The sequence below is a fragment of the Streptomyces sp. SID12488 genome, assembly GCF_010548275.1.
In the GTDB taxonomy this organism is placed as follows: Bacteria; Actinomycetota; Actinomycetes; order Streptomycetales; family Streptomycetaceae; genus Streptomyces.
Genome location: NZ_JAAGLT010000016.1, coordinates 152826 through 166816 on the forward strand (window position 1 = coordinate 152826; position 13991 = coordinate 166816).

The window sequence follows — 13991 nt, forward strand, 5'->3', positions numbered from 1 at the left end:
CGTCAGAACATGTCACCCGTCCGCGAGTATGTGATCGTCCCGTAACAGCACCGGCCTGGCCTGGTGTTGTACGGATACTGAGCACATGCCACGTGTCCTGCTCATCGAAGACGACCGCGCTGTCCGTGAGGGTGTCCAGCTCGCGCTGCGCCGCCAGGGGCACGACGTCGCCGCCGCCGGGACGGGTGAGGACGGGCTGGAACAGCTGCGGTCGTTCCGGCCGGACGTCGTGGTCCTCGATCTGATGCTGCCCGGCATGTCCGGGCTCGACGTGTGCCGCCGTATCCGCGGGGCCGACGACCAGGTTCCGATCATCATGGCGACCGCCCGGGGCGACGACGTGGACATCGTGGTCGGACTCGAAGCGGGAGCCGACGACTACGTCGTCAAGCCCGTCCAGGCCCGCGTACTCGAAGCCCGTATCCGTGCCGTCCTGCGACGGGTCGGCGGCACACCCCCCGACGGAACCGCGCCGAAGATCGAGACCCATGGGGAACTGGCCATCGACCGGGCCGCGTTGACCGTCACCCACGAGGGCGCGCCGGTCGCCCTCGCCCCCTCCGAACTACGGCTCCTGCTGACCCTCTCCGCCTCGCCCGGTCAGGTGTTCAGTCGGCAGCAGCTCCTGGAAGCCGTCTGGGAACACAGCTACCACGGCGACTCACGGCTGGTGGACGCCTGCGTCAAACGGCTGCGCACCAAGATGGGCGAGCCCCCGGGACAGCCTCGCTACATACAGACCGTGCGCGGCTTCGGCTACCAGTTCAGGACCCGGTGAAGGCGCCCCCGCCGCTGCGCGGTCTGCGCGGCCGGCTGCTGGTGGCCTTCCTGCTGGTCGCCGGCGTCGCCACGCTGACCACCGGCGCCCTGACGTTCCGGGAGGCGCGCACGGGGGTGCTCCAGCAGAGCCAAGACGGTGTGATCGCGCAGTTCCGCGACCATGTCAGCACCCTCGCCGCCGACCTCGACTTTCCCCCGAACCAGAGCCAACTGAACGTGTTCGTACGGCAGTTGGCGCGCTCCGAACCGTCGAAGAACTGGCGTGTGCTGGCCACCTACGGTGGTCTGAGCGCCACCTCCGCACCGGGGGACCGGTTCGACGTGACGTCGGCCATGCGCGAAGCCGTGGCCTCCGACGGGAGCACCGTCTTCCAGCGGGTGACGACGAACGGCCGCCCCGCACTCGTCGTCGGCCTGCCCGTCACCTTCGGCACCGCGGAGGAGCCCACGACCGACCTGTCCGGGATCGGCGTCTTCCTGACGGTGCCGCAGACCACCGAACAGGCCTACGTCCAGGCCCTGGTCCCCGCCGTCGAGCGGGCCACGGTTCCCGCGCTGGTCCTGGCCGTCCTGTTCGCGCTGCTGGCCGCCCGTGGCGTACTGCGGCCGGTACGTGAGCTGCGCCGGGCGACCCGCAGCATCGCCGAGGGCCACCTCGACACCCGGCTCGCCGTCAACGGCTCCGACGAACTCGCCGATCTCTCCCACACCTTCAACGAGACCGCCGCCGCCCTGGAGGAGTCGGTCGCCGAACTGCGCCGCATGGAGGCACGCGCCCGCCGCTTCGCCGCCGACGTGTCGCACGAGTTGCGCACCCCGCTGGCCGCCATGTCTGCAGTCACCGACATCCTCGACGAGGACGCGGCCCACCTCGACCCCGACACCGCCACCGCCGTACGGCTCATCAGCGAGGAAACCGTCAAGCTGGCCCGCCTGGTGGAGGACCTGATGGAGATCTCCCGCTTCGACGCCGGCGCGGCCAGTCTGCACCTGGACGAGATCGACCTCGCGGACTGCGTCCGGCGCACCCTCGCCTCCCGCGCCTGGCTGGAGACGGTCGACATCCAGTTGCCACCGCCGGGCGCACTCCGCGGCAGCCTCGACCCGCGCCGCCTCGACGTGATCGTCGCGAACCTGGTCGGGAACGCCCTCCGCCACGGCGGACGCCCCGTACGGCTGAGTCTCTACGACTGGCACCACCCGGACGACGGCCGGCGGGCGGTCATCGAGGTGCTGGACAGCGGACCGGGCATCCCCGAAAGCGTCCTGCCCCATGTCTTCGACCGCTTCTACAAGTCGGACACGGCCCGCACCAGAACCGAGGGCAGCGGCCTCGGCCTCGCCATCACCGCGGAGAACGTCCACCTGCACGGCGGCACCATCCAGGCGGCGAACGGCCCGCACGGCGGCGCCGTCTTCACCGTAGAACTCCCGCTGCGACAGTACGAGCCACCACCCGAACCGGACGAGCCGAATGAGCCGGCCGAGCCGCACGAATCGACCGAGGGAAGCCACCCGTGAGCCCCGCCCACCGGGCCGTCCGGCCCGCGCTGCTTCTCGCGTCGGCGCTACTGCTCGGCGCCTGCGGCATCCCCACGACCGGTGTGGTGGGCTCGGGGGAGCCCGCCACCGGTATCCGGTCGACCGTCACGCTCTACTTCCCGGGCAAGGGCGGCCTGACACCGGTCCCCCGCAGGACCCCTCAGCGGCCCGGCGTCGAAGCGGCCATCCGGCTGTTGTTCCGGGGCCCGACCAGCTCCGAACAGCGCGTGGGCATGGTCAGTCTGCTGCCGAAACTGACGAAGGATCCGACGGTCCGCGCCGATGGCGCCAAGGTGTCGATCGAGCTGGGCTTCGACAACCGCGAGGACTTCGCGACGGCTGCCAAAGCACTGAGCGGCGACGCCCTCGCCCAGCTGGCCTGTACGGCCGTCAGCGCCCGCCACGCCGAAGACCCGGACGTCGAATCGGTGGAGGTGGCCATGAAGGCCACCATGGAAGGCGCCGAGAGCCGGTGGAACATCGAAGGGCACAGCGCGACCTGCTCCGCCTCGGCCAGGAGGTCTGCCGCCAACTCCGGCTCCGGATAGGCGCGTCGCTGCCCTGACGATCACCCCGTCGGAGACCGGTGGGACAGCTCAGCCGACCCCGGCGAGCTTGGCGAGCTGGGCCTGGACCAAGGCGGCGGGGAGGGTGAAGGCGTCCCCGGTGGCCTGGGAAGCAAGATTCGTGGCGGGGAAGTAGCCGACCGTTCCGCCCTCCCGAACCACGACCACCCGCACCGGCCCGCTCACCCCGTCGACCGAGACGGTCAGGTTCGCCGCGATCACCTCGTCCGCGCCGCCAGTACCGGAAGGCGCACCCGTCTTCCCGACCTTGACCGTCTCCACCCGATCCTGGCCCGCCACCGTGTACACGAACCCGCCCGCGCACTCCCGCACCGCCCGGCCGATCCCGGCCATCACGGCCTTCGCCGCCGACTCCTGCCCGTACGAGGCCAGCGAAACGAAGGAGGTCGTCGCGTCCAGCGCAGCGGCAGCCAGTTCCTTGTCCGACGGGTCCGCCCCCAGATCCGCCTCGGACATCTCCTGCGGCCCGATCCACATCCGCCGCACCACCGACACCGGCGCCCCCAACACCGACCCCGCCTGCACCGTGGCCAACGGCGTACACACCGCCTTCTTCGCGACCACCATCCCCGCATTGGGGAAGTCCCGATCCGACACCTCCGCCGTCACCGTCCCCCCGGCGACCACGTCCCCGTCCGCCAGCGCGACCGCCTCCAGCCGCTCCGGCGGCAGAGCCACCGCCCCCATACCCGCGCCCTCACTCGCCACGGCAGACGCCGACACCTCCGCCTCCGCGGAAACAGCCGCCGCCACATCGTCACCGTCCGGCTCACTCCCGGACGCCGAACACCCCGCCAGCAACGCAACCGCGAGCACCCCGGCCGCCGCAACTCCACTACGTCGCACAGCACTTCTCCTCACGATTCCGCTCCCTGTTCCCCGCACCGGCAACGCCCCGTCTATCACCTGAGACCACCACACCTGACCGGCACCCGCGCTACCGCACGTCGACGTAGTCCCCTACGGACGTCTGCGAGCCCGTCACCGAGTCGCCCCCGTACGACCAACGCCACGAACCGTCCACCGACGCCGCGGCCGTCGCCTTCAACGCCCCCGTGCTGCTGGACGTCACCGTCTTCACCGTCCTGTACGACGTCGCACCGGCCGCCTTGAACTGCAGCTTCACCGACCGCCCCGCATACCCGTCATACCGGTGCTTCGACCAGTTCGCCCGCGTGATCTTCCCCGTCACCGTGACCGTCTTCCCCGCCACCACCGGCTCCGGCGTCGCATTCACCGTCAGTATCGCGTGCCGCTTCAGGCTGACCGTCGCGGAGGACTTGTCGGTGTCGGAGCCACCCGCCGCCGTGTGCGCCCGCCCATACGTCTTCCACGCCTTGGCATCGGAGTTCACCAGATTCCTCAGGTTGCCCTGAATCCCCCGAGGATCGACGGAGATGATCCGCTCACAGGTCCGGATCGTCACCCCGCCACTGGTCGACTTCCTGCACGCGGACTCCTGCTCCGAGAGCCCTCCGATCTCCCCGTAATCGACTCCATCGGTCCCTCGATAGGCGAACACCTGAAGGAAGTCCTCCTTGATCGCCACGCTGCTCTTCACCGTGAACGTCAACGACACATCCACATAATTCGCCGTCCCCACCACGACCGGCTTCCCGCCATTGAAAACAATCTTCGAGAACGAGATATCCGACTCCGCCGCCCCCGCCGGCAAAGCGAACACCCCCAACACCGCAAACCCCAACACGCCCGAACCGACCGAAAAACCTATACCTCTACGCACGCTAATTCTCTTCTCTGGCATCAGAAAATAAACTATTCCAGCAAATCACCTGACAGCTGGACAAGAAACGGTTGGTCGGGCCACGAGGTGACCCGACCAAACATCACGAGCACTTGAGTCTAATCCTCCTGATAGGCATCATTATCTGCGTAGTAGACGATCGCCTCACACGCCTCACCTATAGACGGGACCCTGCTGTCTCGCCAGGACGACCACACCTCTACGACCTCGCGGGCGATAAACACCTCGAGCAGGTATCGCCAATCAGCCGGCGGATCCTCCCCGGGCAGTACAACCAACGCGAGAGTGCTTCCGTTGACAGTCACCCCGCCTTGGGGGACATAGATGGCACCTTCCCTAGGAAGCTGGCCCAAATCGCGAGCGACATCATAGAGGTTCATCGCACCTCATCATCCCCAAATCTTGAAGCCGCCCCTACGGCCGGGATGGAATATCCCTCGAAATAGGCCGCCGGCACTATGTTGCCCCATCGGAACAAGCAGATTTTTCCGGGATCTGCGCGATAACGCCAGCTCTACTCCAGTGCACACTGGGACTCTCAGTTAGACAACCGGACTTCGGTCGGGATCTAGCACATTCACACCTTTCGAATCCAGCATAGATTCGAATTCATCAAGCGTTTCGCGCTTAATAAAATCTGCCTCACTTTGGTGAATCGGAAGCAGCCACAAGAACTGTGCACTCCCAGCCTCCGGTGAAGCCCATTCAAGTTCGGGACCGTACGGATAAGGAAGACTCACCAGAAGATTTTCCATGCGCGAATCCGGCATCCATGGACGACCGATATTAATGACCGATCCGATACCCAGCCGGTGGGCCTCGAACGAATGATAGTGACTTACCATAGCCAACGTTTCCGAGTGAATGTTGGCAGCGACAGGCGACATGATGAAGAACTCAACTCCACCGACTTCGCGCCCATCAATCGAGGAGCCCACCGTCACGTAAACCCAAGCCTCGCCAGCGCGCATAGGGAAGACTCGATAAGCGGCGAACTGGGGAACTCGCTCCAGGATCGGCCCATGCTCCCATGGAGCCGATTCCATAATATGGCCATCCCAAAATTTCTGAACATGCCGCTCGAGAGCAGCCAATCTTTCATTTTCTTTGGTCATAGTCCCAGGTTCCTTTTAATCGCCTTGGAAACCTTCGCCATTTCGGCTCCTTGCGATTGCTGGCAGGGTTGGCAAGCCGCACCATTGATGCCGTCGTTCTTCGCATAAGCTCTTCGCTCTGCGTTTGTCATCGCTGAACCTCCGCCGCGGTAGTAGTGAAGAACCAGCGCCGGATCATGTTCAGGAACGGGAGGATTGGCAGTTCCCGTTCTCATCGTCGCGCCGCACTCCGGACACGGCTGGCCTTGCGCCTCAGCTCGTGCCGTGCGTCCGCCAGGACCATTCGTTTGAGAGCCACCGTAGTGCTTAGCGCGATTGTATGGCTCAGTTGCCGTGACCGGGTTTTCCAGATCCGATGCAACCCCGCTGGAATCCACCTCGAACCTGGCGCCACCGCAGTTATGGACAAGGACCGGTGCGGCGCCTGCGAGCACATAGTACGTGTGGACGTTACTGACGGTCAGGTCATGTGTGACCTGGGTCCTGGTGTAGCGGGTGATCGCGGTGATCTGGACGTGGGTGCCAGCGCTCGTCTGGAGCCACTGGCCGGGCTTCAGGGTGCCGCCCTCCACCCACGTGCCGTCGGTGGGGTCGGTGGCGGGGTCGGTGACCCAGAAGGGGTGGGTGTCGGTGGTCGTCAGCTTCGACGTCGTGCCGTCGGCCGTTTTGACGGTCAGGACGGTGAAGTCCTTGTCGTCGTAGGTGGTGATGGTGGCCGCGGCGGGCTCGGTGCCCGAGGTTGTCGAAGTCTCGGGGTCGTTGGCGGCCAGTTCGTCGCCGGTCTTGACGTCCTCGATGTTCTTGGTGGTGCCGTCCGCCATGAGGACCTGGGTGCCGGGCAGGAAGCTGTGGGCGGACGCTTCGCAGGACCCGCCCGATCCGCTGTCGTCGGCGTCCGTGCTGTCGCCGCCGTCGGCGTGATTGTCCTTGGCCTTCTTCGCTCCGTTGGACTTGGCGCTGGCGGATGCCTTGGTGTGTTCGGCCTTGCCGGCCGTGCCCTTGGAGCCGGTGCCGGTTTTCTTCTTCGCGGCGGCCTTGGCCGCCAGGGCTTTCTCCTTGGCCTTCTTCAACGCCTCGGCGGCCTTGCGTTTCGCCTCGGCCTTGGCCCGCTTGACGGCGGCCTTCGCCGCCTTCAGCGAAGCGATCGTCTTACGGGCGACGTCCTTGGCCTTGTTCAGGGCCTTGATGCCGCTGATGATCCGGCCGACGACCTTGGCGACCTTGTAGGCGAGCTTGAAGACCTTCGTCCAGGGGATGGCGTCCACCAGGAGGGACCCGCAGGCCCACAGATCACCCTGGGTGAAGCAGCCCACCACCTCGTCCCAGCCGATGAACTCCTTGAACAGGGCCCATCCATACGTCCGCACGATGTCCGTGACAGACCCGGACAGGATCTTCTCCTGAGCCGCGATCTGCGCGTCCAAAGCGGCCTCGGCCGCGTCGAAGGTGGAGGCGGTGGAGGTCAGGCCGGTCGGGTCCGCGTGGGTGACGGGATTGTTGTTGGCGTAGTTGTAGCCGTTCGCCTGGAGCGGATCCGTCAGGTCCAGGACCGGGTCGGCCGAGAGGAAACGGCCGGTGGACGGGTCGTACTCACGGGCCCCCAGATGGGTCAGACCGGTCGTGTTGTCGTCGGTGCCGCCCACGTAGCCGGTGTGGGAGCGCCAGTTGGAGCTCTCCGTACGCTCGTTGCCGTACGGATCGAGCCGCGAGAAAACGGTCTGGTTGCCGGTGGTGAGCTTGATCTCGGCCATCGGTGTGCCGTGATGATCGGCGACCAGGGCGTACAGGTTCGCCTCACCCGCACCCCGACGCACCACCGTGGGCGCACCCGGCTGGACGTAGGACCGCTCGACATAGTTCACCGCACCCGTGGAACGCAGCGAGAAGGTCGTGTCGTCCAGGTACAGGGTCCGGTCGTTGGCGGTGGTGGAGATGATCCGGTTGCCGAACGCGTCGTACACGTAGGACGTCTTGTTCGCCGGGTTCCAGGCCTGGGTCGCGGTGCCGTCGCAGGCGCCCAGCACCAGATCGACGCCGGTGGTGGTGGAGTTGGACGGGGAGACGAGGCACATCGAGGTGGTCGCGTACTTCAGGGCCCCCGTGGAGGTGACCGTCCACTGCTGGGTGGCTGTGTCGTCGCAGGCCGCGACGACGACCGCGGTACCGGCCGTGACAACCTTGCCCGTGGGCTGCACGCACACCCCGGCCACCTGCAGCGGGCCCTTGGTGGCGGTGTCGGTGGTGACCGCGTCCTTGACCCGGAACTGTTCGGCCTTGCTGCCGTTGCACGGCCACATCTGGATCGCGGTGCCGGCCGTGGTGGACGCCGAGGACAGGTCCATGCACAGGCCCGCGTTCAGCCCCGAGGTGTAGGCACCCTTACCGGCCGCCCCGAAGCCCGTGACCGTCTGCGCCTTGCCGTCCCAGGTCCAGGTGATGCCCTGCGCGTCCCCACCGATCGTCCGGGACGTGGTCTGCCCCAGCGCGTCGTACTCCAGGGCGGAGGCCTCGGTCACCTTCGAGCCGCCCGAGTTGGTGTAGGTGGACGTCATCGAGGTCAGGGTGTGCGGCTGGGCCAGCCCCGAGCCCTTCGTGGCGTCCTCGATGCCGTAGACGTAGGACGTGGTGGAGTCGGCGGCGGTGTTCACCGCCCCGTCCAGGGTGAAGGACACCTTGGCGTTGTGGGTGTTCAGGGTCTTGCGGTTGCCCAGCTCGTCGTAGGTGTACGACTGCCAGTACCCGGCGTTGTCAGCGGTCACGTTCACCGTGCCGTCGGTGGCGACCGGCACCGTGCACCCGGTGCGCTGGGTGGTCCAGGCCTCGGTGAGCTGGCCGATACCGTCGTAGGTGAAGCACTGACGGTCCACGACGGCCGCGTAGGTGTCGGCGGTGGTGGTGATGTTGCCCGACAGGTCGTAGGCGTAGGTACGGGCGTTGACCCGGTTCCCGGTCAGCCCCGAGGTCGCGTCCGAGGTCGACTCGCGGTCCACCAGGGTCGTCTCGGCCTGGCCGGTCGCCTCGTCGAACAGGTTGGTCGTCCACACCCGTGAGCCCTGCTCGCCGGTGGTGGTGCGCAGTACCTCCCCGTACACGCTGTAGGAGGTCTGGGAGGTGTACCAGTCGGTGCCCGAGGTGGAGACGGGCAGCCCGTCGGCGTTGTAACGGACGATCACCTTCTCCTCGGGCAGGCCGCCCATCGCGGGAGTGGTGTACGAGGCCAGCTGCCCGGACTCGGTGTACGCGTAGCTGGTTTTGTAGGTGGTGGCGAAGCCCTCTGCCGTCGAGAGCAGCCCCGACGCCACCGCAGGCAGGGTCAGGGTCTTGGACGTCGGGTTGCCGTCCAGGGTGTAGCCGCCGACCGAGGTGGTGTACGCCTTGCCGTCGGTGTAGCGGGTGGCTCTGGCCAGTTGGCCCACGCCGTTGGCGACCGTGGAGTCGTCGTACGTGTACGACAGCAGGTCGGTGCCGGTGCTGTTGTCCTCGATCAGGAGGGGGCGGTCCAGGACGTCGTAGCTGGTCTTGGTGGTGAACCCGGCCTGGTTCTTCGAGGTCGCGACCCGGCCCAGGGTGTCGTAGGTGAGGGTGGTGGTGCCGGTGTCGGGGTCGGTGGAGGTGTCCGGCTGGCCGATCGCGTTGTAGGTGGTCTTCCAGACGTTCCCGGCGCTGTCGGTGACGCCCGTCTGGTCGCTGCGCGCGTCGTAGGTGTAGTCGGTGGACTTGAAGTCGGACGCGGTGAAGGAGTTGGACGCGGCGGCGGACTTCGAGGAGAAGGTGTCCATCCGGGTGGTGCGGCCCAGGGCGTCCACCCAGGTGCGGGAGGAGGCCGAGCCGGTCGGCTGGACGACGGTCGTGTAGTCCAGGCCGTAGAGGTAGGTGGTGGTGCGGTTCTGGGACTTCGTACCGTCGGCGTCGGTGGTGCCGTCCTGGACGTACGAGTTGTAGACGGGGGTGATGGTGGTTGTGCGGCCCAGGCCGTCGTACGTGTACTGGGTGGCGTTGGGGATCGTCGAGGTGGAGGCGGCGGCGAAGACCGAGGTCTCGGGGACGCCGTCGGTGTAGTAGGCGTTGTTGGTGGAACTGATCTGGCCGTTGCCGTTGTAGAGGGTGTCGGTGATCAGGCGGCCCTTGCCGCCCACCGCCCCGGTCTGCTCCTGCCGTACCCGGCCCAGGCCGTCGTAGATGACGGTCGTGTCGGTGTAGGTGCCGTCGTCCTTCAGGCCCGAGGTGACCACCGAGACGGGCCTCTTGGGGTCGGTGTTGTAGACGAAGGTCGCGTTCGGCCTGCCGGTGGACTGCTCGTCCCAGGTCCTCGGGGTCTCACCGTCGTCGCCGACGGGCAGGTCCTCCTCGCACACCGGCCCGTAGGTGGTGTTCGGGATGGTGCCGGCCTCCCAGCCGGCGCACACCCGGCCCAGCGGGTCGTAGGCGACGTAGGAGATGTTGCCGTTGGCGTCCTTCTCGGTCAGCCCGACCCCGCGGCCCGGCTCCAGGGTGGAGGTCGAGGACTGGGTCTTGGCGTTGGTCGACGTGACCGAGTACACCTGCCCCTTGTCCGGGACGAAGGTGATGGTGTCCTGGTTGTCCTGGTAGTCCTTGGACGAGACCACCCGCCCGTAGCCGTCGTAGCCCGTGGTGGAGGCCGGGACGGTGTTCCAGGAGGTGCCGGCCGCTACGGGGTCCCACACCTTGGTGACCTGCCCCTTGGTCAGCGTCTGGCCGGTCGAGGCCGCGCTCGCCCCGTCGTAGGCCATCTTCGAGGCCGAGAGCAGGGTCGACGCGGTCGACGAGGACAGACCGGTCGCGCAGCTCGTCCCGCTCACCGAGATCGTCGAGGAGACCAGGCCGATCAGGTTCAGCGTGGCGTCGTTGACGTAGGACGTGTAGGTGCAGGACTCGTCGCCGGTCACCGCGAGGTCGCCGTGGGAGACGACCTTGGTGGGCAGGCCGTAGGCGGAGTCGTAGTCGGTCTGGGTGGAGACCGTGCGCAGGGGGGAGGAGTCGTCACCCTTGCCCGAGGACCTGGTGACCGTCCTGGTGGTGTCGAGGGTGACGCGCCAGGCGTACAGGTCGGGATCGTCGGTGATCACACGGCTGGTGTCGGTGTCAGCGACCCCTCGCACGCGGGTCGCGAGGACCGTCGGGTCGTCGGGGATGTTGACCGTCCGCGACACCCAGTCCGCGGCGGAGGACCCGTCCGCGTACACGATCGCCTCGGCGACCATGCCCGCGTACGGCTCCTTGTCCGCCTTGATGGTCGCTCCGGCGGTGTCCGTCATGGTGGTGTCGCGCGTCTTCCACACCGCGCTGGTCCCGCTGCCGGAGACGTACAGGTCGTCGCTCATCCCACGGAAGTAGCGGGTGGCGGTCCTGGTGGCCTTGGAGCCGGTGCGGTCCGAACCGACGGTGACGGTGACCCGGGGATAGCCGCGCCACTGGTCCCAGGTGCGGGTCTTCTTCCGGGTGCCCTCGGCCCGGTTGTAGGCCCACAGCGCCCCGTCGACCGCGTCGCCGAAGGTCGTGTAGTCGTAGCTGGTGGTCTTGTTGTCGAGGCCGGTCATGTTCGGCATCTCGACGACCGTGTCGACCACGTACTTCTGGAACCAGGAGATCTTCTGGTCTGCCAGTTCGGGGTCCGCGTGCCAGTACACCGGATAGCACAGCAGGTGGTTCTCGTCGGGGTCCGGGAAGCCGGTGCCAGAGGCGCACGCGCCCTTGGGGGTGGAGTAGGTGACCTGGGTCTCGCCGCCGTACTCCGAGACCACCGTGTCGATCCGCAGCCGGGCGAAGGTCGGGCCCTCGTCGGTGGAGCTGGTGGGTATCCGGTTCGGCAGGAGCTTGCTGTGGAAGGACACCGGGTTCACGGACTCGGTGGACCCGTCCACCCCGTATCCCGTCCTGGTGACCGACTCCAGCCACAGGGCGGTGTAGTGCCCGGTCTTGTCCCAGGGGAAGGACTGCTTCAGCGACCACCGGTCCACCTTGGCCAGGGGCGTGCTGGTCTGCCCCGGCAGGGCGCAGGCGTGCCGGTCGCCGGTGCCGGCCTTCGAGTCGTACGGGGTCAGGGAGGCGCCTCGGACCCGCTGGGTGCAGGAGGTCACCTGGGTGATCAGCTTGCGGGACCAGAAGGTCGGCGAAGGGGTCGTGCAGTCGCCCGAGTCACCGCAGTACAGGTCGGCGGGGGTGTCGTACCAGATGTGGTTCTCCGACCAGTTGCCGGAGGTGAAGTGGCCCGAGGCGCACTTGGCCTCGGACTCCAGGCACCGCTCGTCCGCGGTGAAGGTCATCCGGGCCAGCGGCTCGGCGGTGTAGAGGGTGTCGGAGCGCTGTCCGTAGTCGATGCGCTTGAGGAAGCCGCCGCGCTCGTAGGCGACGGGGTTGTCGAAGTCGAAGGCCTTGGCGTAGTGGTTGGTCTCCGACTCCCACCACAAGGACATGGCGTTGCCGTTGACGTCGACGACGTAGTCCAGGTTCCACTTCCAGGCCTGGTCCTGGAAGGAGTTCTTGAAGGTGGCGTCGTAGCCGGGCTCTCCGTCGTGGTTGGAGGCGACCGGCACGGTGAACACCGAGTCCGTGGTGCCCTTCCCTGACGCCCAGCCGGGAAGGTGGTTCAGCCCGTAGTAGTACTGGGTGCCCGCGGTGTCGGTGATGCGCCAGTACTCGCCGTCGTCGTCCCCGTTGGCCAGCGCGGTGTTCGTCAGCAGCTCGATCTTGGTGTTGTCACCGTTCGCGGTCCGCCACGCCCCGGACTGGTAGACCAGTTCGGTGGTCGTCCCGTTCAGGGTGAGCGTCGCGTTCTTGGTGCCGTAGCACAGGTCGGCGGACGTCTTGCCCTTGTTGTTGGCTCCCGTGGTCGCGTCCAGCATGCACGAGGTGTACGTGCGGGTGATGCTGCCCGGGTCCCAGGACCAGCCCTCGCCGATCCCGGACGCCTGGTTGTTCGTCGAGGAGGTCTTGCCGTCCACCGACTGGGAGTTGTACGAGAAGGCCACGTTCGGCGTCGGACCGTTCGGCACCGCCGGACCGGCCAGCGGATAGGAGTAGCTGAACGCGCCCGAGGAGGATCCCGCCGACCACGAACCGGACGCGGGCAACGGGGTCGCGGCGAAGTCACCGCCCGCGCCGGCCCCATCGGAGTTGCCCATCAGCACACCCGAACCCGACGAGCCGCTCGCGATGGTGCGGATGCCGGAGTCGGCGCCGTCGTCCGAGGGGGTGGTGTACACGGCGTTGGACACCGACCCCGTACCGGTCGCGTCGGCCGTCGTCGCCGTGGACGTGGTGGCGGTGGGGTCGGCCACCAGCGCCTCCACATCCACCGTGACGTGGACCGTCGGCGCGAGGTCCGTGCCCGCCTTCTCGGTGGTGGTGCTCGCCCCGCTGTCCTCGTCGACGGTCGTGTCGGTGATGGTGGTGGCGACCTCGTCGTACACCACCTCGGTGGGCACCGCGGTGGGCTCCGAACAGCCCTCCACATCGGGGGTGGTCAGGAAGCAGGACGGGTACATCCAGAAGTCCAGGCGGTCCATCCACTCCGCGCCGTAGTTCTGCGAGAAGTCCGCGGCGTCCAGCGCGATGACGGCCTCGCCCGTCGCGGTGGCCGGCGGCGCGACCTCCAGGACCACGCCCTTCACACCGGCGGCGTCCGCCTGCGCGTCCGAGGCCATCTCCACCGACCAGTTGCCCTCAAGGGCTGTCGCCTCCGCGCTGGTCGCGTCCGTCGGCGCGCCGATCTCGACCGGGACCGTGCCGTCCGTGGCGGTGACCTTCACCAGCTCCCCGGCCTCCAGACCGGTCAGACTGGCCGCGGCCGAACCACCCTCGATGGGTTCGGTGTACAGGGCCTGGAAGTCGTCGACCTCGGTGGAGGTCGCCGTCTCCAGAGACTCGAGTGAAGTCGTCGCGGTGCTGTCCTCAGCCAGCGCCTCGGCCTCGGGCAGCTCCACCAGGTCCACGCCGGTACGGGCGTCGTCCTTGGGCGGCAGGGCGTAGGCCACCGGCGAGGCCCCCAGCATCAGCGCCAGGAAGAGACCGGTCACCACCGCCAGCCGGGCCCGCGCACGACGCGCACGCGTCTTTCTCAACGCCCCGCGCCCACACCAGGAAGCACTGCGCACCGCCGACCCCGCCCTCTCGACCCACGCAATCCCGGAATCCCGAAGCACCCTCGACAGCAAGGCGATTGGGCAGGCGGCGTCACAACAT

8 protein-coding genes are annotated in these 13991 nt (G+C 67.5%); 3 read left to right on the top strand and 5 right to left on the bottom strand.

Annotated features, from left to right (window positions below; all coding sequences use genetic code 11):
- Positions 1-85 precede the first annotated feature (85 nt).
- The 3 genes from G3I56_RS24145 to G3I56_RS24155 are packed head-to-tail and all read left to right on the top strand — an operon-like array spanning position 86 to position 2870.
- On the top strand, positions 86-778 hold the full coding sequence (locus G3I56_RS24145; RefSeq protein WP_164412290.1) for a response regulator transcription factor: 693 nt from the start codon (positions 86-88) through the stop codon (positions 776-778).
- Positions 775-2301, top strand: coding sequence for a HAMP domain-containing sensor histidine kinase (locus G3I56_RS24150; protein WP_164412292.1), 1527 nt, complete (start codon positions 775-777; stop codon positions 2299-2301). The genes G3I56_RS24145 and G3I56_RS24150 overlap by 4 nt, the downstream gene beginning before the upstream one ends.
- Positions 2298-2870 (top strand): hypothetical protein, encoded by a 573-nt coding sequence (locus G3I56_RS24155; RefSeq protein ID WP_164412294.1) that lies wholly within the window; start codon positions 2298-2300, stop codon positions 2868-2870. The genes G3I56_RS24150 and G3I56_RS24155 overlap by 4 nt, the downstream gene beginning before the upstream one ends.
- 48 nt (positions 2871-2918) lie before the next feature.
- Here the strand turns inward: G3I56_RS24155 and G3I56_RS24160 are convergent, their stop codons facing one another.
- The 5 genes from G3I56_RS24160 to G3I56_RS24180 all read right to left on the bottom strand — a co-directional run bounded on the left by G3I56_RS24160 (position 2919) and on the right by G3I56_RS24180 (position 13870).
- Positions 2919-3755: a hypothetical protein gene (locus tag G3I56_RS24160; protein WP_164412296.1), complete on the bottom strand. Its 837-nt coding sequence runs from the start codon at positions 3753-3755 to the stop codon at positions 2919-2921.
- A gap of 91 nt (positions 3756-3846) precedes the next feature.
- Positions 3847-4674 carry a hypothetical protein gene (locus tag G3I56_RS24165; RefSeq protein WP_164412298.1) on the bottom strand — a complete coding sequence of 276 codons (828 nt, stop codon included), beginning with the start codon at positions 4672-4674 and terminating at the stop codon, positions 3847-3849.
- A gap of 98 nt (positions 4675-4772) precedes the next feature.
- Complete coding sequence (locus G3I56_RS24170) at positions 4773-5054, bottom strand: hypothetical protein (protein ID WP_164412299.1); 282 nt, start codon at positions 5052-5054, stop codon at positions 4773-4775.
- 162 nt (positions 5055-5216) lie between these two features.
- A complete protein-coding gene (locus G3I56_RS24175) occupies positions 5217-5789 on the bottom strand; it encodes a suppressor of fused domain protein (protein ID WP_164412301.1) in 573 nt (190 codons plus the stop codon).
- On the bottom strand, positions 5786-13870 hold the full coding sequence (locus tag G3I56_RS24180; protein ID WP_164412303.1) for a ricin-type beta-trefoil lectin domain protein: 8085 nt from the start codon (positions 13868-13870) through the stop codon (positions 5786-5788). Before G3I56_RS24180 ends, G3I56_RS24175 begins: the two co-directional genes overlap by 4 nt.
- Positions 13871-13991: the final 121 nt, after the last annotated feature.